Raw genomic sequence first — 23,550 nt, forward strand, 5'->3', positions numbered from 1 at the left:
TCGCTCCGGGGCCGGCGGGCCCCGCCGTGCGGGGGAGGGCCTCAGGGGCCGACGGTGATCTGCTGCGCCGGGTCGGTGGTGTCGGTGACCTTGTACACGGCGTTGAAGGTGGACGAGGTCGCGCTCGTCGGGCAGCCGAAACCACCGGTGACCTTGACCGGCACGGAGGCGTTGGTGAAGGCCAGGCTCGGCGGGGCGCCGTTCGTCCAGGTCCCGCCGACACCGGCCGGGGCCGTGGGCGCGGCGACGACGGTACAGCTGGCCAGCCCGGACGTCTTCAGTACGAGCCCGCCGACCGGCACGCCCATGGTGGCGGCGATGGGGGAGCCGTTCTGCATCGACACCGTCCAGGGGCCGCTGGTGGTGACCGTGGGGGTCACGCCGGGCAGGCTGGCCGTACAGGAACTGAACGTCGGCGGCGAGATCGGCGAGGAGACCGGCCCGGACGCGTTCTGGTTGCCCGGGGCGGCCGGCACCGTGCCGGTGGCGACGGAGACCGAGCAGGTCACCGTGACCGATCCGGCCTTGAGAGTGGCCTTCCCGCTGAGGGTGGCGCTGAAGGCGTGCCCGGCCGGGGTGACGGTGGTCGACCCGGCCTGGGGTAACGGCGCCGCGGTGGCGGAGACCGAGGCCAGCGTCAGGGCTCCGGCGGCGGCCATCCCGAGGGCGAGCGCGGTGCGCGAACGGCTCATGGCTGTGCTCCTTGGGGATCGTGGTGCGGGGTGGGGGAGGCGGGTGTGGCGGATGCGGGCGGTGCGGCGGGTGTGGCGGTGAGCGTGGCGGGTGCGGTGGTCGGGGGCGCTTCCGGGTCCCGCTCGGCGGAGGCGCGCGGGGTGGCGTACGGCTGCCAGGCGAACATCAGGCCGCCGCCGAGGATGCCGAGCAGGGTGCCGATCAGGAACCCGCCGAGGTTCGACAGGACCAGCGCGGCGGTGGCGATCAGCGTGGTGAGGACCCCGGCCAGGCTGCGCTGCTGGGGCGAGAACCAGGCGGTGAGACCGAGCACGATCATGACGATGCCCATCAGGACGGACGGGATCCCGGCCACTCCCTGCTGGAGCATGATCTTCAGCGGCGCCAGCGGCAGGGCGCAGATCTCGGCCCCGGCGAGGATGGCCAGGAGCCCGCCCCAGAACGGCCTGCTGCGCCGCCACCGCCGCCAGCGGCTCAGAAGCATTCCTTCTTGCCCTTGGCTATGTTCATGCTCAGCCCGGAGAGCTTGAAGGTGCCGGCGTTGGTCGCCCAGGCCGTCTGGCGGAGATCGGTGATGCTGACGGTGTCCGCCTGCTGGGCGAACAGGTCCTGCATGCCCACGGCTTCAGTCGGGCCCTTGTCGAGGGTGGAGGCGTCGCGCCCGATCTCGATGTTGGTGAAGACCGCGTCGCCGGAGAGCTGCGTCGCGTCGACGAACAGGTTGCTCGCCTCGACGGGACTCTTGTTGCCCGCGGTGAGGTTGAGCGAGATGTCGCCGATGATGGGCAGGGTGGTGACCACCGACTGGCAGAGGCTGTTGAGCTTCGCCTCGCGGATGGCGGTGACGGCCACGGGGATGAGCTCCTCGCGGGCGTTGACGTCGACGCTGCCGTACTGGGCGAAGCCCTCGCCCTCCAGGCTCTTCGCCGACACCTTGAACTGCTGGCCCGAGACGGCGAAGGAGGCGGCGAGCGCGCCCTGGGCGAGGGCGATGCCGAGACCCGCGGTCACGGCGACGGCGGGCACGGTCAGGACGGCGAACCTGCGCCAGCGGACGCGGCCCGTGCCGCCGGGGGGCCCGGAAGGCTCGGTGGAATCGGGTAAGTTCGGGTTCGGGGCATCTGTCACGAGATCAACCCTTTAATCGGCTGTGCACCGTTGTTACCGACGAGTTGAATGTAAGAGTGCCAATGGGGGTTGGCAAGGTTGTTCGAGCGTGCCCTTTCGGCCGACTCCTACTGCTCCGTACGCAGGAGTTCGGCGACCTCCGCGTCCACCCGCCGGGCCATGGCCCGCGCGAACTCCGTGGCCACGACCTCGCCCGCCACCGGGCGCAGCGCCGCCACCGCCTCCGTGATGTGCCGAAGCTGCGCGGCCGAAAGTCGCTCCAGCCCCTCCGGGCCGATCACGTGCAGCCGGAACAGCGCCACGAACCGGTCCGCGAGCGCGGCCGCCTGAGTCTGTACGAAGTCCCCCGCGTCCAGGATCGCCGCGAGCGGCACGCCCGCCCGTACCAGCGCGAGCGTCGCCTCCAGCAGCCGCCGGCTCCGATGCGTGACCCGGTCCCCGTCGACCAGTACGTAGCCCAGCTCGGCCGCGCGCCGGGTGTCATCGGCGGTGACCGTCGGGCCGAACAGCTCGCGCAGTTCGGCCCGGGTCATCGTGACCGGCTCCTCGTGCTCCCAGTCCCGGGTCATCTCCCGCTCCAGCCCCAGGAGTTGGGAGATCCCGCCACCCTGCTCCCAGGCGGCGAGCAGCTCCGCGATGCCGTTGACCGTGTAGCCGCGGCCCAAAAGGTCGCTGATCAGCCGGAGCCGGACCAGGTGGTCGTCGGAGTACCAGGCGATCCGGCCCTCGCGCCGGGGCGGCGGCAGCAGCCCGCGCTCCTGGTAGTAGCGCAGGTTGCGCACCTTCACCCCGGCCGCCCGGGCCACGTCCTCCCGGCGGTAGCGACCAGGACTGTCAGTGCTGTTGCTCATCCGGCCGAGTGTAGGACGTACTGGCAGGTCACATGGGGCGCTGCTGCTCCCGGCGCTTGACCGCGCGCAGGACCACGAACTTCGGCTCGCTCGCGACGACTTCACTGTTGCCGTAGAGGCGCCTCAGGTGGGTGTGATAGCCCATGTGGCGGTTCGCTACCACCCACAGCTCGCCGCCCGGCCGCAGCGCCTTGCGCGACTGCGCGAACATCCGCAGCGCCGTCGCGTCGGTGGTCGCCTGATGGGAATGGAACGGCGGGTTGCACAGGATCAGGTCCACCGAACCCGGCGGGAGCATCGCCACGCCGTCTCCGACGTGGAACTCCGCACGGTCCAGGCGTCCTTGGACGTTGGCGCGGTACGTGGCCTCGGCCGAGGCCACCGCCTGGTACGACTCGTCCGTGAAGATGACCTCGGCGTCCGGGTCCGCCACCGCGACGGCCGTGCCGACGATGCCGTTGCCGCAGCCCAGGTCCACGACCCGGGCCCCATCGGTGTTGGTCGGGATGCTCTGCAGGAAGAAGCGGGTGCCGACGTCGAGGCGGTCGGCGCAGAAGATCCCGGCGTGGTTGACGACCGTCAGGCCGGATCCCGACCCCGCCTCCTGGTCCACCGTGTACGTCACCGGCCACGGCCCGGGGGTCGTGGGGTGCACGGCCCCGGGGTTCCCGGGCGTGCAGAAGATCAGCCGGGCCTTCTTCTCGGCGAGCGAGGTCTTGGTGGGGCCCAGGATCTTCTCGAAGAGCCGCAGAGTGGAGGTGTGGATCTCCTTGACCATGCCCGTGCCCACGACGACGGTCCCGGCGTGCACGTGCGGGGCCAGCCGGTACAGCTGGTCCTCCAGCAGCGCCAGGCTCTTGGGCACCCGGACGAGGAGTACGTCGATCCGCTCGGGCGGCGCGTCCTGCGTGGTGAGCAGCGTCACCGTGTCCTTGGCGGTCCCGATCCCGGCACGGTCCAGGTTCGCGGCGGTGGCGGAGCGGCTCAGCGAGGAGTCGGTGATCTGCGTCGGGTGGTACGCGGACAACGCAGTCGTCAGCGCCCCCCAGCGGTCCCCGACCACGGTGATCTGCCCGGCGCCGGCCAGGTCCACCGGGCCGCGGTCTCCCGTACCGGATTCGAGATGGCGCAGCAGGTACTCGTCGGCGGCGTCCCAGGCGCGGAGCCGGTCGCGCGGGTCCTGGGGGAAGCGGGTGAGCTCGTAGGAGCCGAAGGGCGTGGTCAGACGGTTCATATTGCCCCCAGGCTAACCGAGCGGGTGCCCCGGTCCCGCATGAGCGGGGCCGGGGACCGCCCACCGGTTCAGTCCTGGAACTCGCCGACCATGGCGGCGGCCATCCGCAGGTACGGGCCGGCCTCGGCCGCGCGGCCCCGGCGCTGCAGCGTGCGGCCGAGCATCAGCTGTGCGTAGTCCTCCACCGGCCAGCGCTCCAGGATGGCGCGCAGCTCGCGCTCGGCGCGGGTGAGCTGGGCGGAGTGGTAGTAGGCGCGGGCCAGCAGCAGCCGTGTCGCGAGCTGCTCCGGGACCTCGTCGGCCAGCGGGTCGAGGATGCGGGCGGCCGTCGTGTACTCCTTCGCGTCGAAGAAGAGCAGGGCCCGCGCCCAGCGCTCGGCCGCCGTCCCGTGCTCGAAGTAGGTCGTCGGCGTGCTCATCGCGTCCCTTCCGCCGTTCGGGTGGCGCGCCCGGACGGTGCGTCCGGTGCTGTCCGCTCGCTCCAACACGCCGGTCGGGCTGAACATTCCACGGAACGCGGGGGCGGTGGCGGGGCTAAGTTGGGCGCCATGAGCAATCTCGATCGCCAGCCCGCTCTCTCCGCCTGCGGCGGCCGCGGTTTCGTCGTGGCCGAACCCGTACGGGAGCTCCTCAGCCCGCGCACGGTCAAGCTGGGGGAATCCACCGAGGTCCGCCGACTCCTGCCGAACCTGGGCCGCCGCATGGTGGGCGCCTGGTGCTTCGTCGACCACTACGGCCCGGACGACATCGCCGGAGAGCCCGGCATGCAGGTCGCCCCGCATCCGCACTCCGGCCTCCAGACGGTGAGCTGGCTGCACGAGGGCGAGGTCCTGCACCGCGACAGCGTGGGCAGCCTGGCGACGGTCCGCCCGCGCGAGCTCGGCCTGATGACCTCCGGGCGAGGGATCAGCCACTCCGAGGAGAGCCCGCGCACGCACGCCCGCTTCCTGCACGGCGCCCAGCTGTGGGTCGCCCTCCCCGACGCGCACCGCGACGTGGAGCCGCACTTCCAGCACCACGCCGAGCTGCCGCAGGTCACGGCCCCCGGCCTGACCGCCACCGTGATCCTGGGCACCCTGGACACGGCCACCTCGCCCGGTACGGCGTACAGCCCCATCGTCGGCGCGGACCTCGCCCTCGCGGCGGGCACCGAGACCCGGCTCCCGCTCGACCCGGACTTCGAGTACGCGGTCCTGTCGATGTCGGGCGAGGCCCACGTCGACGGCGTCCCGGTCCTCCCGGGCTCGATGCTCTACCTCGGCTGCGGCCGCACCGACCTCCCGCTGCGCGCGGCTTCGGACGCGGGCCTGATGCTCCTGGGCGGCGAGCCGTTCGAGGAGGAGATCGTCATGTTCTGGAACTGGATCGGGCGCTCCCACGAGGAGATCGAGCAGTTCCGCGCGGACTGGACGAGCGGCACCCGCTACGGCGAGGTCAAGGGCTACGACGGCCCCCCGATCCCCGCCCCGGAGCTGCCACCGACGCACCTGAAGCCGCGGGGGAGGGTGCGCTGACCTGCTGCTCGGTGCGGGCCCGGGCCGGGTGTGACGCCCGCAGCGTGCTGCCGGGCAGTGGGAACCGGAACCGCCCGGGGGGTCGGGGCGCTCGCCCGACCCCCCGGGCTTCCGCCGGCGGCTACTTCGTCTTGCGGTTCGCGGAGAAGGCGGGTGCCTTCCCCAGCGCTTCGATCGTCTCTTCCATCTCGCGGACCTTGCGGCGCAGTTGCACCAGCTCCTCGCGCTCGGCCGTGGTCAGCGCGCCCGCCGGCCCCTCGCCCCGCTCCGCCGCCAGCTCCTCCGCTATCGCCGCCGCGAACGCGTCCACGTCGTCCTCGGTGGTGTCGAAGGAGGTCATCCAGCGGACCTCGCCGACCTGCTCGTCCCAGGTGTAGAAGCGGAAACGCTTCTGGAGGCGCTCGGTGACGGCCGGAGGCAGGACGGCGAAGATCTGGTTGGCCTGCACCGGGCGGGCGATCTCCAGGCCCGGAAGGTCGCGCACCGCCTCGTACAGCCGCTGGGTCATCGCGTTGGAGCGGGCCGCCGAGCGCAGCCAGAGGTCGCCGCCGAGCAGCGCCTCGAACTGCACCGACATGAAACGCATCTTGGAGCCCAGCTGCATGCTCGTCTTGCGCAGGTGGGCCATGCCGCGCACCGCGTCCTCGTTGAGCACGATCACCGCCTCGCCGAAGAGCAGCCCGTTCTTGGTGCCGCCGAGCGAGAGGACGTCCACGCCGACGTCGGTGGTCATCTCGCGCAGGGACACGCCCAGGGTGGCGGCGGCGTTGGCGAGCCGGGCGCCGTCCAGGTAGACGAGCATGCCGAGGTCGTGCGCGTGGTCGCAGATCGCACGGATCTCGTCCGGCGTGTAGCAGGTGCCGAGCTCGGTGGACTGGGCGATCGAGACGACCTTGGGGCGGGCCCGGTGCTCGTCCTCGAAGCCCCATGCCTGACGGTCGATCAGCTCGGGGGTGAGCTTGCCGTCCCATGCGGGCACCGTCAGCAGCTTGATCCCGGCGACCTTCTCGGGCGCCCCGCCCTCGTCGACGTTGACGTGGGCCGACTCGGCGCAGACCACGGCCTCCCAGCGGTCGAGCATGGTCTGGAGGGCGACCACGTTCGCGCCGGTGCCGTTGAAGACCGGGTACGCGTGCGCGGTGGGGCCGAAGTGGCCGCGCACCACTTCCTGGAGGCGCTCGGTGTAGACGTCGGCGCCGTAGCTGACCTGGTGGCCGCCGTTGGCCAGGGCGATCGCCGCAAGGATCTCGGGGTGCGCACCCGCGTAGTTGTCGCTGGCGAAGCCGCGCTCGTCCGGGTCGTGTCGTCGCTGTACGGTCATGGTGCTCGCTTACTTGTTTCTGTCGTATGGGTGTGACACATGTGATCCGGACGGGCGCCGGCCGGTCCGCTCAGACCGGCGCCGGCTCCGTCCGCGCGCGGGCCTTCTCCAGGCCGCGCACCAACGGCGGCGCGGCGAGCCCGAGCAGGGCGAAGAGCGCCGCGATGACCAGCCAGCCGGTTGCCGCCGCGCCGACGACCAGGGAGGTCATCAGCCACGGCCCGGCGAACTGCTGGAGCCCGCGCCCCAGGGAGAACACCGCCTGGTACTCCCCCTGCCGGCCCGCCGGGGCGAGCCCGAAGGACAGGCCCCAGCTCGCCGACGCCTGGTACAGCTCGCCGAGGACGAGCACCAGCGTGCCGCCCAGCAGGGCCGCGCTGTCCAGGAGCGCGCCGTGCCCCCCGCTCACCGCGAAGACCAGGCAGGACGCCCCCAGTGCCCACCCCGCCCAGCGCAGCATACGTGCCGCTCCCGCCGGGGTGCGCGCGCCCTTGCTGACCACGACCTGGAACAACAGCACCAGGACGGTGTCCAGGATCAGCAGTCCCGACACCAGGATCGCGGGCGCGTCGGTGCCGGTGACGATCCACAGCGGCAGACCGACCGTCAGCAGCGGGTGGTACAGCTCCAGGGCGCCGCACACCAGCGCGACCGCCACATAGCGCACGTCCCGCAGCGCGGCGCTGCGCAGCACCCCGCCCGGCGCCTCGGCGGCGGTGGCACGGGGCCCGGCGCCCCCGGGCAGCCGCATCCCGAGCAGCACGGCGACGGAGACCAACTGGAGGGCGGCGTTGGCGAGCACCGTGGCGTACAGGGCGGTCGAGGTGCCGGCCGCGATGGCGGCTCCGGCCAGTGCGGCGCCGCCGAGGAAGCCCAGGTTGAACAGGCTGCGCATCTGCGCGCTCACCTTGACCCGATCCGCCTCGCCCACCAGCGCGTCGGTGAGCGACGCCTGGAGCGCGCCCGCCGAGGTCTCCAGGACCGCGATGGCGCAGGCGACCACGAGGAACGCGGCGAAGCCGTCCACCAGGCAGTACGCGGTGAAGCCGACGGCCGCGAGCAGGAAGTTGGCGGTGAGCACCCGGCCCGCGCCGAGCCGGTCCGCGAGACGGCCGATGGGCACGGTGCAGACCAGGCCGCAGAGCCCGGCGACCGACAGGGCGAGGCCCACGCGCTGGGCGGGGATGCCGATGGTCCGGGTGAAGAACACGGCGCTGGAGGTGAGGAACACCCCGAGCCCCAGGGACTGGATGAGCGTGAGAACGCCGAGTCTGCGCGCGTTCCCGGCGGCCGGAAGGGTCTCCCGGAACCACGCGCGCAGCACGGCGCCGTACCGGCGCGCCTCAGCCACGCGGCTCAGCTCCCTCGGCCCCCTCGGCCCGCTCGGCCCGCTCGGTCCGCAGCCCGTACACCTCCATCGCGGTGTGCACGGCGGCGCGCACCGCGGCGGCGCTCCGCCCCCGGAACCGGAAGATCCCGCAGCCCTCGTCGTAGCTGCCGGGCCCGGTCATGACCTGGCCGATCTCGGGCAGTTCCTCGTGGTAGACCTCGGGGACGGCCGGCCCGGGCGAGGTGCGCGCGACGACCCGTCCGGGCAGCTCGCGCGGAGCGGGGTAGATGAGCCAGCCGCCGGCCCGGGGCTCGGCCGGTTCGGACGGCTGCCACAGCGGGGGCAGGTCCAGGGCCGCCCGGAACGCCTCGGCGAACAGGTCGATGCCGTAGAGGTCGACGTGCAGGAACGGCACCTGCGCGCCGCCCGGCCGCAGCCCGACCTCCAGGAACACCAGCTCGCCTCCCGGACGCCGGATCGCCTCCAGATGGAACGCGCCGTCGCGCAGCCCGAGCGCCCTCAGACAGCGGTCGGCGAACGTGGTGAGCTCGTCGCGCTCGGGGCCCGGGTCGAGCAGGACCGAGCCGAGCGGGCGGCCGTGTGCGTAGTCCAGGCAGGTGTGGACGTACTGGGAAGCGGTGACGAAGTGGAGGCGGCCCGAGCGGCGGACGCCGTCGACGTGGAAAATGTCCCCCTCGACGTACTCCTCGCACTCGTACGCCTCGGGGTCGACGCCCCCCAGTGCGTCGCGCAGTTCGTCGGTGCTGTGGACGACCGTGACTCCCTGGGAGCCCGCCGCGGCGCGCGGCTTGAGGACCAGCGGCAGACCGCCGAGCGCGCCCGCGACCGCCTCCGCCGAGGGCGCGTCGTCGAGGCGCAGGAACCGGGGAACCCGCAGTCCGGCCGCGCCCACCGCGCTCTTCATGGCGGGCTTGTCCTTGAACCGCTCGACGAGGTCGAGACCGTAGCCGCCGGGGACGCCGAGTGCGGCCGAGAGCCGGGCGGCCGTCAGGATGTCGTACTCGGACTGGCCGAAGACGGCCTCGGGCGTGCCGTGCCGGTCCGCGATCTCCCGTACGAGGGGCAGCAGGTCGTCGTGGGCGAGGCTGTCGCACACATGGACCTCGGTCGCCCCGTCCTGGTCGAGCGCGGGCAGCCCTCCGGGCGTGGTGAGGTACACCGTCCGGCAGGGGTGGCCGTCGAGGAAGCGGTGGTATTCGCCGAACTCGTCGCCGGAGCGGTTGAGGACGACGTACAGCGGTGTGGTCGGGTCGGTCACGAGTCCGCTCCCGGTCGCAGGGTGTCGGGCAGGCAGGCGTCGAGATCGGCGGCGCTCACCCGGCCGAAGCCGGGCGCGGGCAGGTCCCGGTGGGCCGGGGTCCTGGCGAGGAAGGCCGCCGCGCGGGGCTCTCCGGCGCCGCCGAGGCGCTGCCAGACGAGCTCGGCGAGGTCCGGCATCACCGGGAACGCCAGCAGGGACAGGCCCTTGAGCCACCAGTAGGCGCCGTCCTCGGCCGCGTGGGCGACCGCGTCGTCGGCGCACCAGCGGTCGAGCGCCCGGACCGCGCGCCGGGTCGAGACACGGGTGCCGTCGAGCGCCGCGGACTGCTCGGCGAGCAGGGATTCCAGGAGGTCGGCGACGGCCGGGGCGGGCGCCTGCGGCGGCCCCTCGGGCAGCCGGCTCCAGGCGGCGTCGATCCGCTTGCCGAGGCCGTCGGCGAGCGTGGCGTTCGCCGTGTGAAGGAAGTCCGCCGTCTCGAAGCTCGCCGCCCCGGACTCCAGATCGGCCCCGGCGAGGTAGTACCGGACGGTGTCCACGCCGATCGCGGGCGACGCGGCGATGTCCGCCGCCCAGATGGCGTGCCGGGCGCTGGTGGAGAACTTCCGCCCGGCCAGCTGGTAGAAGTGGTTGATCAGGCACCGGTCGTACGGCTTCATGTCGCCGTGCAGCAGGCTGGTGCCGACGATCGAGACCAGGGTGGGGATCACGTTGTCGATCCCCAGGGTGGTGATGGTGGTGACCCCGGAGTCCGGATCGAAGGCGTTCACGCCGGTGCCGGAGAGCCGGCCGTGGACGGCGCCGGCGAGGCGGGCGAACATGAAGATCCCGGCGTACGGGAAGAGGGCGCGAGGCACATCGGGTTCGGCCGCGGGCAGCGGAAGCCCCCACGTCTGCGGGGCGCTCAGCCGTACGGTCAGGCCGTCGCGCTCCAGGAAGCGCGCCACGGTCGCCCGGTAGCGGTCGGCGACGCCCAGGTCCACGAGCGTGGCGTCCAGGAGGTCGCGATCCGGCAGCCGCAGGAAGAGGCTGGAGATCTCCCGCCAGGTCAGCGGCCCCTCGTCGAGCAGGGGGCGCGGCTCGACGACCGACTCGGGCAGGAAGTGCGCACTGCACTCCTCGCAGAAGTAACTGGCGATGCCCGCACCGCACTCGGGGCAGCGGCCCTGGAGCCAGCCGCCCACCACCCAACGGTCCGACGCCGCGCAGTGGGGCACGCGCTCGGTGCGCGTCAGCACCGCGCCGCGGGCCGTGAGACGCTCGATGGAGGCGGCGACCTCCTGCTCGAACTGCTCCCGCCAGGGCTGCTGATCGGGGACGATGAACGCGTCGACGCCGATGCGCAGCGCGGCCAAGTCGTCCTGGATGCGCTGTCCGTAGCGGGCGGCGACCTCGCCGGGCGTGGAGTCCTCGGCGTGCGCCCTGAGCGTCACGTACGACTCGTACACATCGCTGCCGGTGATCACCAACGGCAGGTCGCCCCGGACCCGAAGATGCCGCGCGATCATGTCCGACCACAGGAAGGGGCCGCCGATGTGGCCGAGGTGCAGGGGCCCGTTGGGCGTGGCCTCGGGCGGCACCAGGAGGTAGTGCCGGGGGGTGTGCGTGCCTCCGGTCAGCAGGCTCATGTTCGTGTTCTCCTGTCGAGCAGGTTCAGTGCGTCCTCGGCCATGGCCGGGGCGAGTCGGTAGCCGGAGCCGGAACCGCCGATGGCCATGACCACGTCGTCGTCGCCGACCGTGTCCACGATCGGCAGATGGCCGGGGGTGAAGCAGTCGCTGAAGACCCGGCCGCCGAGCAGGTGCGGCAGGAATCCCGGTACGTGCCGGGCGAGCAGGGCTCGGGCGAGTTCCCGGTCGCGGGCGTCGATGGCGAGCGGTTCGTCGGGGCCGCGGTCCCAGTCGGGCGAGGTGATGCTGAAGATCCAGTGGCCGCCGGGGCGGTGGGGCAGCAGGAAGGCGTCGGCGTCTTCCATGACGAGTGCCGGGGCGCCCGGCGGGGGCGGCGTCATGATGTGGAACGCCACCACCTTCTTGACCCGGGCCCCGCGCTCGCGGGCCGCCGCCGCCACCGGGCCGTCGAGGACCCAGGGGCCGGGTGCGAGGACCGCCTTGGCGGCGGTGATGCGGCTGCCGTCGGCGGCGACCAGTTCCACGCGCCCACCCGTACGGCGTACTTCGGCGACCCGGAAGCCCTCCAGGAGGGTGTTGTCCGGGCGGCCGAGGACCTCGTCGAGGAGCCGGTCGGTGAGCCATTGCGGCTGACCCGCAGTCATGGGGCCCGTCGCCAGCAGGACTTCGTCGTCGCCGTGGGCGAGCCCGGGGAACGTCCGGTCGAGCAGGGCCCGCTGCTCCCCGGTGACCGGGCGGGTGCGGCCGCCGTCGGCCATGGTCGCGTCGAGCGCGGCCGTGTTCTCCCGCGCCACCAGCCAGCGGACGTCGACCGGCGCGCGTCCGGCGTCGCCGAGTCCGGCGGCGAGCTCGTCGAAGAGCGCGGTGCTGCGGGCGGCCAGGGCGCGCTGGGCCGGGTTGTGCCCCGTGGGCGTGTCGAACCCGGCCGAGAGCCGGGTCGCGCCCGCCCCCCTTCCGGCGTGCGTGATCACGGCGACGCGGCGGCCCGGGTCCCGGCGCACGGCGTAGTACGCGGCGAGGGCGCCGACCGCGCCCGCGCCGACGACGGCGAGGTCGTAGTGGGGCGCCTCACCGGTCCCGGTGGTGCGCTCACTCATCGGGCGCCGACCACCAGAAGGAGTAGATGACCAGTTCCTCGCCCTGGTCGGCGAAGATTTCGTGGACGGCCTGCGAGGCGAAGCCCAACAGGGAACCGGGCCCGACGAGTGACCGTTCGCCGTCCACTTCCAGGGTGCCGGATCCGGCGTGGACCACCCAGATCTCCTGGACCGCGTGCTGGTCGGGCGAGCTGGTCCCGCCCGGCGGCACGGTGAAGCGGGCCGCCTTGAACGGCACGCCGGGGAAGACCGAGCGGGCGAAGTCGGCCTCGGCGACGGTCACTCCGTCGGGTTCCACCTCGGTCGGAGCGAAGGGGACCAGGGCGCCGACCGCCTCGGCCTGGAACTGCGGGACCTGACGGGTGGTCATACCGAATACCTCGTCTCACCGAGAATGCTGTTGAGGATGACCGCGCTGCGCCAGGCGAGCAGGCTGAGATTGGGATCGGCGACGCCCCAGGAGTGCCGGGCGCCGTTCTGGAGGTAGATCCGGTTCTCCGCAGGCCCGTCCCACGCGACCGAGAAGTCGTCGCCGACGACGAGCATCCCGCCGTCCCGCCGCAGCCGCGCGTCCAGCGGAGCCATGAAGTCCGGCAGCGCGTAGGCGTATCCGGTGCTCAGGATCACGATGTCGGCGGCGAGCACGGCGGGTTCGTCCGGGCCCGAGGACTCGACGGCGAGCTTCCATTCGTCGGGGCCGCCCTCGATCGCGGTGACCGCGCAGTCCGCCATGAAGCGCAGCCTGCCGGGGTTGTTCTCGATGTACTCGTCGCGGTAGCTCAACCGGTAGATGTCCTGGAGGACTTGGAGGTCGATGCCGTCGCTGGTGTACTTCTGCCGCTCCAGGAGCCGGGCCTTGTGGTCGGCCGGCAGCGCGTGGAAGCGGCGTACGTAGTCCGGCGTATAGAGGTCGTTGGCGAACGGCGAGTCGTCCATCGGCAGGAACGACGAGCGCCGGCTGACCCAGGTGATGCTCTCCGGGTCCGCGCCGGCCGCCAGGTGGCGCACGATCTCCGCGCCGCTCTGACCGCCGCCGACCACGACGACCCGCCGACCGGTCACCTCGGGGGCCCGCAGCAGGAACTCCCCGGAGTGGAAGACGGTGGGGCCGAGGAAGGGCCGGAACGGCTCGGGGACGGACGGGGTGAGCCCGGTGCCGAGCACGAGATGACGCGCCGTCACTTCCTGTTCGCCGGTGCGGAGGTGGAAGGCCCCGTCGTGGAAGTCCACGCTCCGTACGTCCGCCCCGAACGTCAGGCTCGGCAGCCGCGCGGCCACCCACTGGAGGTACTGGTTGAACTCGGGGCGCAGGACGGCCGGGAAATCCGCGGCCAGGAACCGGTAGAGCCGGCCCTCGCTCGCGAGGAACGACAGGAACGAGAAGGGACTGGACGGATCGACCAGCGTCACCAGGTCCTTGAGCAGCGAGACCTGGAGGGTGGCCTCGGGCAGCAGCAGCCCGGGGTGCCAGGAGAAGCTCTCGCGGCGTTCCAGGTGGGCGCCGCGCAGCCCTTCGACCGGATGCGCGAGCGCGGCGAGGCTCATGTTCGCGGGGCCGATGCCGACGGCCGCGTAGTCGAGTATGTGTGTGTTCATGGTGGGGTCCGCCGGGTCAGGCCGGGACGACGAGGTCGCCGAGTGTCTGCCAGCGGTCGAGGGCGCCCTGCGGCGAATCGGCGGTGAACAGGGCGTGGCCGAGGCGCGAGCGGCAGTCCTCGACGCCCGGGATGGTCTCGCCCGGCGCGAAGTACACGGCGCTCTCGGTGACTTCAGGCAGCGCCTCCAGCTCCGTCCATCCGGAGAGCTCCCGGTACGAGGAGCGGCCCGCGGCGGAGAAGAAGCGGATGCCGGCACTCTCGGCCTGCGGCCGTGCGAAGGCGCCGACCGCCTCCAGGCCGACCCCGAGCGCGGTGGCGACGGCCACCTTGGGCAGGCTGACGCCGGTCACGAGCCGCAGCAGTTCCACGATCCGGTCACCCGGCAGCCGGGCGCCGATCTCGATGAGCACCGGACCGTCGGCGGCCAGGCGCAGTTCGCAGTGGAAGGGGCCGCTGGTGATGCCGACGGCGCGGACGACGTCGCCGACGTACGCCTCGACGCTCTTCAGGGTGGCGTCGTCGACGAGGGCCGGGGTGAGGTGGCCCAGCTCCACGAAGTCGGGCTCGGGGCCGAGCAGCGTGCGGCTGAGGGCGACGACGGTGATCTCGCCGCTCTCCAGGACGTAGCCGTCGGCGCTGAACTCGGGGCCCTGGACGTACTCTTCGACGAGCACCCGGTGCTCGTGCAGCTTGCCCATGTCGGGCTCCGGGTCGGTCACGAGCCGCTGGAACGCGGCGGTGAGCTGGCCGAGGTCGTCGGCGCGGCTGACGTGGATGCTGCCGGAGCAGGCGACCGGCTTCAGCACGCAGGGGAAGCCGACCTGTTCGGCCGCGGCGCGCAGTTCGGCGTCGGTCGTCGCCTGGGCGAAGCGCGGCGTGCGCAGCCCGGCCTCCGCCACGGCGGCCCGCATGACGCTCTTGTCCCGGACCCGGTCGACGGTCGCCACGGGCAGGCCGGGCAGGTCCAGTGCCGCGGCGACGCGCGCGGTCGCCGTCACATAGATGTCGGAGCCCGGCAGCACCGCCTCGAACGGCTCGGTCCGGTGCAGTTCGAGCGCGGCCGCTTCGAGGGCGGCCTGGTCGTTGGTCTCCACCGTCAGCACCGAGTCGGCCGCCGCGCGCACGGCGTCGGAGAGCCGGCGGTCGCCGGCGTCGGCGGTGGCGACGACGACCCGCAGCCCCATCTCGGCCGCGACGCCGATCAGGGTGGCGCCCCCGGAGGAGGCGGGTTCGACCACGAGGACGCGGGCAGGATGAAGTGCATCTGAGTGCGGCAAAGCGAAATCCCCCGGGGCAGAGCTCTACGGACCGGACTCGTGATCGCGATCCTGGTCACGATCTTTCTATCCGGGCGCCTCGCTCCGGTCAATGGATCACCGCAGAAATATCTGTGGGAGCGAACCGGAGCCGCATATTCTCCGGAACGAGAGCCCCCATCAGGCCTGTTCAGGTCCCTTTGCGAAGGTTTTCAGCGGCGAGTGCGTCAGCTCTGCGCGGTGTCTTCGTCCGTCTGGCCGGTGGCCTTGGGGGCACGGGTCTTCTCGCGCATCTTGCGCACCAGCTCGGCCTTCTGGTCGGCTGCACCCCGGCGGTCGAGGTTGCGGTGCGGGCCGTTGTTCTGGCGTTCGGCGCGGGACAGTTTCTTGCGCTGGCCGCCGCCCTGGCCCACCGGGTTGTTGATGTTCTTGCTGTCGGTCACGGGTACTCCGGGTAGTGATGTGCAGGGATAAAGACGGTACCCGCTTCCCTCGGCCCCGCATGCCAACCCCGTCGCCACCCGGCATCGGCGGGCTCGGCCTGCCGGGCCGGGAGCGGTGGCGGGGCCACCGGTCCCGGCCCGCGCCGGGGGCGGCTGGTTACATCGGGTCGGGGAAGATGTCGCTGATGCTCCAGGCGACGCTGAAGCAGGGGAAGTAGGAATCGGCCTCCGGCTCGGTGTCCAGTGCCTGGAGCGCGAGGATCCGGCTCATGGGTGCTCTCCCTTTGGTCTCGGGGTCGTGTCGGTCGGTAACTGCACACCTGGGCACGGAGCGGCTCGCTGCCCTGCCCAGGGGTTCATGTGACGCCCGCCCGGTGCCGTCCGGCGGCTGCCGGGATCCGGGGGTGCGCGTCGTGGGGCTCCGCGAGCAGCGGGCCGGCCAGCAGGCGGTGGAGGGCCAGCAGGACACCGGCCCCGCCACTGGACAGGTCGGCGGTGAACCGCTGCGAGCCCGCCCCGAGGAAGCGGACACCGCGGCGGTACGGGACGGCGTACTTCAGCAGGCCGGTTGCGGCGCGCACGGCGTCGCTGCGGGCGGCGTCCGTGCCGGTGAGCTCGGCGTGCCCGGTCAGGAACCAGGTCAGTCCGGCCAGCCCCCGGTACAGGCCCGCCTCCTTCGTGGCGCAGGAGACCCGGATGCCGGCGACCAGCCTCGGCAGCGCCGCGGCGCAGCGTTCGTCCGGCGCGGTGGCCACGTAGCGGGTGAGTGCCGTCGCGACCCCGGCCGCGCCCGTGGCCAGGTACGGCATGGCGCGGGTCAGCCGCGCGTGGTCGGAGATGGACAGGGAGCCGTCGTCCAGCGGGAAGGTCCGGTCCAGCTCCTGGTGGAGCAGCAGGCGGCCCGCCTCCAGGTAGCGGGCCTCGCCGGTGTCGCGGGCCAGGCGGTGGAGGAAGAGGGCGAGCCCCGAGCGGCCGTGCAGCAGGCCGCGGGCGTCGTGCTCGCCGAGGGTGGCGGGCAGGTCGGGGGTGCGCAGCAGGCCCTCCCCGGCCGCGGCGGCCCGCTCCAGGTGGCTGCTCTCCCCGGTCAGCCGGTGCAGGGCGAGCCAGCCCAGGCCGACCCCGGCCCGCCCGCCGGCCAGCGTGCCGCAGGAGGCGGTGAGCGGGTGTCCGTCGGCGTCCCGGAGCAGGTCGACGGCCTCGTCCAGCAGGCCGAGGCCGGCCATGACCGGGGCGATGCCGGCCGAGCCGACGAGCAGTCCGGGGGGCAGCGCGTCCCGCTGCGCCAGCGTGTCGCGGCGCAGCCGCTCGCGGATCTCCTCCGGCACCGCGGCCCCGGCGCGGTGCAGGGCGTGCACCACCCCGGCCGTGCCGTAGGCCAGGCACACGTTGTTGGTGCGGAACGCCTCGGGCGAGGGCGGGAAGGCCCAGTCCGGCCGGCCGGCGTCAGCCATCTCCAGCAGCCCCGCCGTCACCTCCTCGGCCAGCCGGGTGAGGCAGCCGCGCGGGTCGGCGTCCAGCCCGGCGGGGGAGGGCAGGCGGTCGGCGCCGTCCCGGTCCTGCGCCCGGCCCCCCGCCGGGTGGAAGGCGGTGGCCCGCAGCCACAGGTCCTGCGGCGGAGCCACGTCCGCCAGGTCGCGGCGCAGCAGTGCGAGGTTGGCGGGAGCGTGTTCGGCGGTCTCGTTGAACGGCGCCAGGAAGGCGAGCGCGACCGCCGACGCGCCGTACCGGTCCTGCAGCAGCGGATCGGTGTCGGCCCGGAGCAGGCCGGGCGGCGGCGTGAACCCCGGGGTGCCCATCCCGGAGGGTGCCGCGGACAGCGCCGAGGCCGCCTCGAAGTCCACCAGCCGGACCCCGCCCGACGGCGTGACCATGACATTGCCCAGGCTGAGGTCACCGAACCGGTAGCCGGCGGAGTGCAGCCGCTCCAGCGAGGCGTCCACCGCGGCCAGCAGGTGCCGGCAGGCCCCGTAGTACGCGGCCAGGGACTCGGCGGTGCGGTCGGCACGGGCCAGGGGGGAGGAGCGGCTCAGCCAGCCCACCAGCGGCTGCCCGGCGACGTACTCGGTGACGAGGAAGTCGTGCTCCCACTCCGTGAAGTGGTCCAGCGGCTCCGGGCCCACCCCGGGGGCGGCCGCGTGCAGTTCGCGCAGTACGCGGTGCTCGTGCCGCAGCCGCTGCTGCGCGTCGGTCCCGTCGAAGACCAGGCCGTTGTGGGCGCGGGCCTCCTTGAGGAAGACGGTGCGGCCGGTCCGCCGGTCGCGGGCCTGGTACGTTCCGCCGGCGTTGCTCAGGCGCACCGCGCGGGTCACCTCGTAGTCGCGGATCAGGATCGGGCCCGCGTGCGGCTGCTCCTCCTGCTCGACGAAGGGGTCCGTGATCCCCGCGGGCAGGTGGAAGGCGGGCAGCCGCAGGTCCACGACCTCGCGGCCGGAGCCGTCGCGGACCAGCCCCTCCCGGGTGCCGTCGGGCCGCAGCCGGCTGCGGGCGCCGAAGGAGCCGTAGCGGTAGTGGACCGTCCGCGAGTCGCGGAAGCGCCGGTCGGTGAGGACGTACGGTCCTTCCTCCCCGTCGAGCGCCTCGTGCAGGCGTTCCAGCAGCCGGCGGGCGGTCGCCGTGTCCGGCGGGTAGACCGCGCAGAACTTGCCCGCCTGGGCCCGCCCGGCGTGTTTGTGGTGGAGGAAGAGGAAGAAGAGCCGGGAGCTCAGGTGCTTGAACGGCACGCCTTCGGAGAAGCAGATCCCGGCGACCGTGTCGAGCACGTGCTGCGCCCGGTCCAGCCGCGCCGACACGTGGATCTTCCAGCCCTGCTCGGCGAGCCCGGGCCGCGCAGTGCCCCAGGCCGTCCAGATGCCCTGGGCGGCGCCGCGCAGGCCCGGCGGTACCTCGCCGGGAGCGAAGCGCGGCCCGGGGTCGGCCACGCCGGTCAGCGGCAGGTAGTACTCCCGGTCCGCGAGCGCCTCGCCGAAGCCTTCGAGCACGGAACCTCCTCGCAGGGTGGTGGTGGGCGGCCACAACGGCCGTGCCCGACGCCGGGTCCGGCAGGCATCCCGACGCTCTTGAAGGTTCACTGCCGGCGGTCGAGCGGTGGTGGTGCGCCGGGCTCGTCGGCGGTGGCGGGGGAGTGGGGCGGCCGGAGCGTGCCGCACCGACCCCACGACGGGGTGACCTGAAGAAGTTCCCGGCCCGGGGCAACCTTTGGAGGCCCAGTGACCACAAGGGAGTGGATCCGGTGGCCAGTTCCGGTGTCCGGATCCGAAACAACCCCCCAACGGCGGGCGCCGCGGCCGTCACCGCCGTCGCTGGAGCGCAACCGCCGTGCTGCTCGGTGCGCCCCTCGGCGCAGTCTCGTACTTCGTGTTCGTACTCGATGACTCCCAGGCCGCGACGGTCGACGGCGGTGCCTACTACAGGCTGGTCTCGGTGCGCAGCGGCAAGGTGCTGGGCATAGCGGGCGACTCGAGCGCTGAAGCGCTTCGGGGAGTCGGTGTACGCGACCCGCGCCTGGACGGCGTACGGCGAGGGCCCGACGAAGATGGGCGGCGGCTCGTTCACCACCCCGCACGCCGGCACGGCGCAGGACATCCGGTTCACCCGCAACAAGGCCGACAACGTCCTGTACGCCACCGTCCTGGGCCGGCCCGGCAGCTCGCTGACGATCAAGACGCTCGGCTCGGACCGGATCGACCTCTCGTCGCCGACCTCGGTGAAACTCCTCGGCTCCACCGCCGGCACCTACATCGACCTGCCCGCGCCGACCCGGAACGCCTCCGGCCTCACCGTCACCCTGCCGTCCTCGGCGCCGTACATCGCGGGCGCCTATGTCCTGAAGCTGGACTTCGCCGGCAGGTCAACCGCACGAACGGCATGGTCGCCGACGGCTGGGGCGCCACCGCAAACGGCTCCGCCGCTAGGCAGGCCGCGTGGAACGGCGGCACCAACCAGCAGTGGACCGTCACCCACCGCGGCGGCGAGCGCTATTCGATCGCCAACCGCACCACCGGCCTGGTCCTCGACGGAGGCGGCGACGTCGACTCGGGCTCCACTGCCAAGCAGTGGACCTACGGCAGCAGCACCAACCTACTGTGGACGTTCACCGCGCTGTAGCCGAGCAGCCGGAGCGATGCCCCGTCACTAAAAGGGAAACGAATGCAGAGACATGGCAAGCCGATGGTGCTCCTCGTGGTGACCACATTGATGGCGGGGCTCCTGAGCGCGCTCGGCGCCTGCGGGGCGGCGGCGCAGGCGGCCTCCGTGGACACGGGTGCGTGGTACGTGCTGGTCAATCGCGGGAGTGGCAAGGCGCTGGATGTGTCGGGTGGGAGTGCGGCTGATGGGGCGGCCGTGTCGCAGTGGGGGCGTCATGACGGGGCCAATCAGCGGTTCCAGTTCGTGGATTCGGGTGGTGGGTTCTACCGGTTGAGGGCGCAGCACTCGGGCAAGGTGCTGGACGTCTACGGCTTTTCCACGTCCGACCATGCGGATGTCGTGCAGTGGAGTGATGGGGGTGGTGTCAATCAGCAGTTCCGGCTGGCGGACTCCTCGGACGGGTACGTGCGGTTGATCAACCGCAACAGTGGCAAGGCCGTCGAGGTCCAGAACGCTTCCACCGCGGACGGTGCCAAGGTCGTGCAGTACACCGACCGGGGCGGAGCCAACCAGCAGTGGCAACTCGCCCGCGTATCGGGAGTGGCGGAGCAGGTGCACACCGCGGGTCGGGTCAAGGACGCCGGGAACACGGTGCAGTACAGCTGGCCCGGCGTGTACTTCGAGGGCCGCGTCAGGGGCACCGGCGTGGGCATCGTGCTCCACGACTCCGCCGCCGACTACGAGGTCCAGGTCGACGGAGCCACCGTAGCCACGCTGGTCACGCCCGGCGACACCACGCACTGGATCAACGGGCTGCAGGACCGCGAGCACACCGTCCGGCTCGTCAAGCGCAACGACAGCCCGGGGGACACCAGTAGCTTCGGCGGCTTCCTGGCCGCGCCCGGCGGCGCCGTACTGGCCAGACCGACGGCCCGCAGTCGTCAGATCGAGTTCATCGGTGACTCCCTCACGGTGGGCTACGGCAACCTCTCGACCTCCCGCACCTGCACCAGTGACCAGGTCGCGCGGACCACCAACTCCGACGTGAGTTACGGCGCCCTCACCGCCCGGCAACTGAACGCCGACTACCAGCTCAACGGCTATTCGGGCCTCGGAATGGTCCGCAACAACAACGGAGGCTCGCCGGACGTCACGTACCGGACCTTCTACGACCGCGCCCTGTTGAAGGTGTCCGGCGACGTCTGGCAGAACCCGGGCACCTGGCGCCCTCAGCTCGTGGTGGTCAACCTCGGCACCAACGACTTCTCGACCCCCGTCAACCCCGGGGAGCCGTGGACGCCCGACAGCCTCGCAGCCGGCTACCGCAGCGCCTACGGCGACTTCCTCCAGCAGCTGCGCACGCGCTTCGGGGCCGGGACGACCATCGTGGCAGTCGGCGCCGGCCCGTACGCCGGCCACGTCCAGCAGGTGGTCAAAGCACGCAACGACGCCGGCGACGGCGGGGTCCGCTACTGGTTCCTCGACGACTCGGGCCTGGACTTCCTCGGCTGCAACTGGCACTACTCGGCCCATGACGACCGGCTCATCGCCGACCGGCTCACCTCGTTCATCGCCGGTCTGCCGATGGGCTGGTGACGGCTCGCGGTACTAGGGAAGGGCCTGGGCGCACCAGATCGCCTTGCCGTCGGCGGTGTGCCGGGTGCCCCACCCCTGGGTGAGCTGGGCGACCAGCAACAGGCCCCGGCCGCCCTCGTCGAAGTCGCGGGCCCGGCGCAGGTGCGGAGCGGTGTTGCTCGCGTCGGACACCTCGCAGATCAGCGAGGTGTCGCGGATCAGCCGCAGCCTGATCGGCGGCTCGCCGTACCTGATGGCGTTGGTGACCAGCTCGCTGACGACCAGCTCGGTGACGAACGACGCCTCCTCCAGGCCCCAGGCCTCCACCTGGTCGACGGCGAACTTCCTGGCGTTCGGCACCTGGGCGAAGTCGGGCTCGACGTTCCAGTCGGCGACGTGCTGGGGGTCCATCGCACGGGTGCGGGCGAGCAGCAGGGCGGCGTCGTCGGTGCGGCGTTCGGGGAGCATGGCGTCCATGATCGTGTCGCACAGGGCCTCCAGCGAGGTGGCCGAGTGGCCCAGGACCCGTTGCAGTTCGGCGGCCCCCTGGTCGGCGTCGCGCTCGCGGCCTCCCAGCAGTCCGTTGGTGTAGAGGGCGAGCAGGCTGCCCTCGGGCACCTCCAGCTCGGTGGCCTCGAAGGGCAGCCCGCCGATGCCGAGCGGCGGTCCGGGCTGCGTGGCCACCGGGGTCCTGGTGCCGTCGGGGGAGATGACCAGCGGTAGCGGATGGCCTGCGCTCGCCACCGTGAAGCGGCGGGAGACCGGGTCGTAGACCGCGTACAGGCAGGTCGCCCCGAACTCGCCGACCGGTTCGAAGTCGCCGGCGTGCTGAAGATCGCTGGAGAGGTGGATGATCAGGTCGTCCAGGTGCGCCAGCAGCTCGTCCGGCGGCAGGTCGATGTCCGCGAGGGTACGGACCGCCGTGCGCAGCCGGCCCATGCTGGCCGAGGCGTGCAGGCCGTGGCCCACGACATCACCGACGACGAGGGCGACCCGGGCGCCGGACAGCGGAACGACGTCGAACCAGTCACCGCCCACTTCCGCTCCGGTCCCGCCTGGCAGGTAGCGCGTTGCCACCTCGACGGCCTCGTGGGTCGGCAGCCCCTGCGGCAGCAGGCTGCGTTGCAGGGTCAGCGCGGTCGTGCGCTCGCGCGAGTACCGGCGGGCGTTGTCGACGGCAACCGCAGCCTTGGCGGTCAGCTCCTCGGCGAGGACCAGGTCGTCGGCGGTGAAGGCCTCGGGCCGGTCGCGGCGGGAGAAGGACACGACGCCGAGCAGCGCGCCGCGCGCCCGGAGCGGCACGGTGATACGGCCGGTCAGTCCGTCCGCGGCGATGGACCCGTCGATCACCGGGTTGCCCGGTGGCCAGTGGGCCGGATCGGCGGCGAGCCCGGGCCCGAAGGCCCATTCGCCGCCCTGGCCCGGATCGGCGGCGAGCTCGACCGTGGACCTGCCGGTGGCCATGCAGCGGGCGGCGACGGAATCGGGAGGGTGGCTGACCGGCGTGGTCGGGCCGGGAGCCAGGTCGGTGTCCCCCTTCGCACTGTGCTGGGCGGCACGGCTGAGGACGATGGTCTCGCCGGGGGTGAACCCGGACACGGAGGGCGGCTCCTCCCCGCGCAGCACCTCGTCGAAGAGGTCCACGGTGACGAGGTCGGTGAATCCCGGCACCGGGGTCGTGGCCAGCTCCTGGGCGGTGCCGATCACGTCGAGTGTCCGGCCGATGCCGCCGCTGGCCTCGTTGAGGATGAGCAGGCGCTGCCGGGCCCAGTACTCGGCGCTCATGTCGAACCCCCAGTTGGCGACCGCGCGGACCCTGCCCTCGGCATCCCGGACGGGCCAGATGCTGGTGGCCCAGGCGTTGGCGTAGTTGCTGCCGAGCGGGCGGAACACGGTGATGAGCCGCGCGGGCCTGCCCGTCCTCGCCACTTCGGAGAGCTGGTCGGTGTAGGGCTTGTCGTCCCTCTCGGGAAACAGCGAGCGGTCGGATTCGGGGAGCACCTCGCGGTACTTCTTACCGAGCACCTGCTCCTCGGAGTGCGCTATCACCCGGCCCGAGGAGGCGTTGATCCACAGGAACCGCAGCTCGGGGTCGTAGACGCCCAGAGCGAAGGGGCACTGCTCGAAGGCCCGGTCGGCGATCACCGGGCGGCGCCCCCAGGGCTGGACGGTCATCACGTGGCCCAGTGCCCGCCCGCCGGCGCCGAACAGCGGCTGAGCGGCCACCACGGCGTCCACCGTGGAACCGTCCCGGTGGCGCAGGGGGACGGACCCCGTGGGGTCGGGGACGGCGCCGTAGCCCTCGGGGAAGCCGGGTGGTGGGGGATCGACGAACAGGTCGGTCACCGGCCGCCCCACGGTCTCCTCTCCCGTCCATCCCAACAGCAACCGCCCGCCCTCGCTCCAGCCGCTCACCATGCCGTCCGGGTCGACCACGAACGCGGCAGTCGGGGCATCCTGCTCGGCAGCCATCTCCACGCGCCACGCCTCCGTCCGGAAAGCGGTGCTCGCCAG

19 protein-coding genes and 2 pseudogenes are annotated in these 23,550 nt (G+C 72.6%); 4 read left to right on the forward strand and 17 right to left on the reverse strand.

Annotated features, from left to right (window positions below; translation table 11 throughout):
• Window positions 1-41 precede the first annotated feature (41 nt).
• The 6 genes from AB0M99_RS17130 to AB0M99_RS17155 form a co-directional block, all read right to left on the reverse strand.
• The gene (locus tag AB0M99_RS17130) at window positions 42-692 is read right to left on the reverse strand and encodes a hypothetical protein (protein ID WP_365921084.1); all 651 of its coding nucleotides are present in this window, start codon (window positions 690-692) and stop codon (window positions 42-44) included.
• A complete protein-coding gene (locus tag AB0M99_RS17135) occupies window positions 689-1,177 on the reverse strand; it encodes a DUF6114 domain-containing protein (protein WP_365921086.1) in 489 nt (162 codons plus the stop codon). The genes AB0M99_RS17130 and AB0M99_RS17135 overlap by 4 nt, the downstream gene beginning before the upstream one ends.
• Window positions 1,168-1,725 (reverse strand): DUF6230 family protein, encoded by a 558-nt coding sequence (locus AB0M99_RS17140; RefSeq protein ID WP_365921274.1) that lies wholly within the window; start codon window positions 1,723-1,725, stop codon window positions 1,168-1,170. The genes AB0M99_RS17135 and AB0M99_RS17140 overlap by 10 nt, the downstream gene beginning before the upstream one ends.
• A 203-nt stretch (window positions 1,726-1,928) precedes the next feature.
• A complete protein-coding gene (locus tag AB0M99_RS17145) occupies window positions 1,929-2,672 on the reverse strand; it encodes a MerR family transcriptional regulator (RefSeq protein ID WP_365921088.1) in 744 nt (247 codons plus the stop codon).
• Between the two features lie 28 nt (window positions 2,673-2,700).
• On the reverse strand, window positions 2,701-3,897 hold the full coding sequence (locus AB0M99_RS17150) for a methyltransferase (RefSeq protein WP_365921276.1): 1,197 nt from the start codon (window positions 3,895-3,897) through the stop codon (window positions 2,701-2,703).
• A gap of 77 nt (window positions 3,898-3,974) precedes the next feature.
• The gene (locus AB0M99_RS17155; protein WP_365921090.1) at window positions 3,975-4,325 is read right to left on the reverse strand and encodes a tetratricopeptide repeat protein; all 351 of its coding nucleotides are present in this window, start codon (window positions 4,323-4,325) and stop codon (window positions 3,975-3,977) included.
• 129 nt (window positions 4,326-4,454) lie between these two features.
• On the opposite strand from AB0M99_RS17155, the gene AB0M99_RS17160 reads away from it, so the two are divergent.
• Window positions 4,455-5,420, forward strand: coding sequence for a pirin family protein (locus tag AB0M99_RS17160; RefSeq protein ID WP_365921092.1), 966 nt, complete (start codon window positions 4,455-4,457; stop codon window positions 5,418-5,420).
• A 121-nt stretch (window positions 5,421-5,541) separates the two neighbouring features.
• Here AB0M99_RS17160 and AB0M99_RS17165 read toward each other — a convergent pair whose 3' ends face one another.
• The 10 genes from AB0M99_RS17165 to lanKC form a co-directional block, all read right to left on the reverse strand.
• Window positions 5,542-6,741, reverse strand: coding sequence for a low specificity L-threonine aldolase (locus AB0M99_RS17165; protein WP_365921094.1), 1,200 nt, complete (start codon window positions 6,739-6,741; stop codon window positions 5,542-5,544).
• 70 nt (window positions 6,742-6,811) lie between these two features.
• Window positions 6,812-8,092, reverse strand: a complete 1,281-nt coding sequence (locus tag AB0M99_RS17170) for an MFS transporter (RefSeq protein ID WP_365921096.1) — start codon at window positions 8,090-8,092, stop codon at window positions 6,812-6,814.
• Window positions 8,085-9,350 carry a hypothetical protein gene (locus AB0M99_RS17175; protein WP_365921098.1) on the reverse strand — a complete coding sequence of 422 codons (1,266 nt, stop codon included), beginning with the start codon at window positions 9,348-9,350 and terminating at the stop codon, window positions 8,085-8,087. Before AB0M99_RS17175 ends, AB0M99_RS17170 begins: the two co-directional genes overlap by 8 nt.
• Window positions 9,347-10,978 carry a class I tRNA ligase family protein gene (locus AB0M99_RS17180; RefSeq protein ID WP_365921100.1) on the reverse strand — a complete coding sequence of 544 codons (1,632 nt, stop codon included), beginning with the start codon at window positions 10,976-10,978 and terminating at the stop codon, window positions 9,347-9,349. The genes AB0M99_RS17175 and AB0M99_RS17180 overlap by 4 nt, the downstream gene beginning before the upstream one ends.
• Window positions 10,975-12,078, reverse strand: a complete 1,104-nt coding sequence (locus tag AB0M99_RS17185; protein ID WP_365921102.1) for an FAD-dependent oxidoreductase — start codon at window positions 12,076-12,078, stop codon at window positions 10,975-10,977. Before AB0M99_RS17185 ends, AB0M99_RS17180 begins: the two co-directional genes overlap by 4 nt.
• Window positions 12,071-12,448, reverse strand: coding sequence for a cupin domain-containing protein (locus tag AB0M99_RS17190; RefSeq protein WP_365921104.1), 378 nt, complete (start codon window positions 12,446-12,448; stop codon window positions 12,071-12,073). The genes AB0M99_RS17185 and AB0M99_RS17190 overlap by 8 nt, the downstream gene beginning before the upstream one ends.
• Window positions 12,445-13,674: a SidA/IucD/PvdA family monooxygenase gene (locus AB0M99_RS17195; RefSeq protein ID WP_365921106.1), complete on the reverse strand. Its 1,230-nt coding sequence runs from the start codon at window positions 13,672-13,674 to the stop codon at window positions 12,445-12,447. Before AB0M99_RS17195 ends, AB0M99_RS17190 begins: the two co-directional genes overlap by 4 nt.
• Before the next feature lie 16 nt (window positions 13,675-13,690).
• The gene (locus tag AB0M99_RS17200; RefSeq protein WP_365921108.1) at window positions 13,691-14,914 is read right to left on the reverse strand and encodes an ATP-grasp domain-containing protein; all 1,224 of its coding nucleotides are present in this window, start codon (window positions 14,912-14,914) and stop codon (window positions 13,691-13,693) included.
• Window positions 14,915-15,159: 245 nt separating this feature from the next.
• On the reverse strand, window positions 15,160-15,375 hold the full coding sequence (locus tag AB0M99_RS17205; RefSeq protein WP_365921110.1) for a DUF6243 family protein: 216 nt from the start codon (window positions 15,373-15,375) through the stop codon (window positions 15,160-15,162).
• 356 nt (window positions 15,376-15,731) lie between these two features.
• On the reverse strand, window positions 15,732-18,353 hold the full coding sequence (gene lanKC, locus AB0M99_RS17210; RefSeq protein ID WP_365921112.1) for a class III lanthionine synthetase LanKC: 2,622 nt from the start codon (window positions 18,351-18,353) through the stop codon (window positions 15,732-15,734).
• A 283-nt stretch (window positions 18,354-18,636) separates the two neighbouring features.
• Here lanKC and AB0M99_RS17215 point away from each other — a divergent pair.
• From AB0M99_RS17215 to AB0M99_RS17225, 3 genes and pseudogenes are all read left to right on the forward strand, one after another.
• A pseudogene (locus AB0M99_RS17215) lies at window positions 18,637-18,843 on the forward strand (hypothetical protein); the annotation flags it as partial.
• Window positions 18,839-19,479 (forward strand): annotated as a pseudogene (locus AB0M99_RS17220) (RICIN domain-containing protein); the annotation flags it as partial. The pseudogenes AB0M99_RS17215 and AB0M99_RS17220, both read left to right, overlap by 5 nt.
• 42 nt (window positions 19,480-19,521) lie before the next feature.
• Window positions 19,522-21,057 carry an RICIN domain-containing protein gene (locus AB0M99_RS17225; protein ID WP_365921114.1) on the forward strand — a complete coding sequence of 512 codons (1,536 nt, stop codon included), beginning with the start codon at window positions 19,522-19,524 and terminating at the stop codon, window positions 21,055-21,057.
• Between the two features lie 12 nt (window positions 21,058-21,069).
• Here AB0M99_RS17225 and AB0M99_RS17230 read toward each other — a convergent pair whose 3' ends face one another.
• Window positions 21,070-23,508 carry a SpoIIE family protein phosphatase gene (locus AB0M99_RS17230; protein ID WP_365921278.1) on the reverse strand — a complete coding sequence of 813 codons (2,439 nt, stop codon included), beginning with the start codon at window positions 23,506-23,508 and terminating at the stop codon, window positions 21,070-21,072.
• Between the last annotated feature and the right edge of the window lie 42 nt (window positions 23,509-23,550).

The sequence above is a fragment of the Streptomyces sp. NPDC051183 genome (assembly GCF_040682455.1).
Lineage (GTDB): Bacteria > Actinomycetota > Actinomycetes > Streptomycetales > Streptomycetaceae > Streptomyces.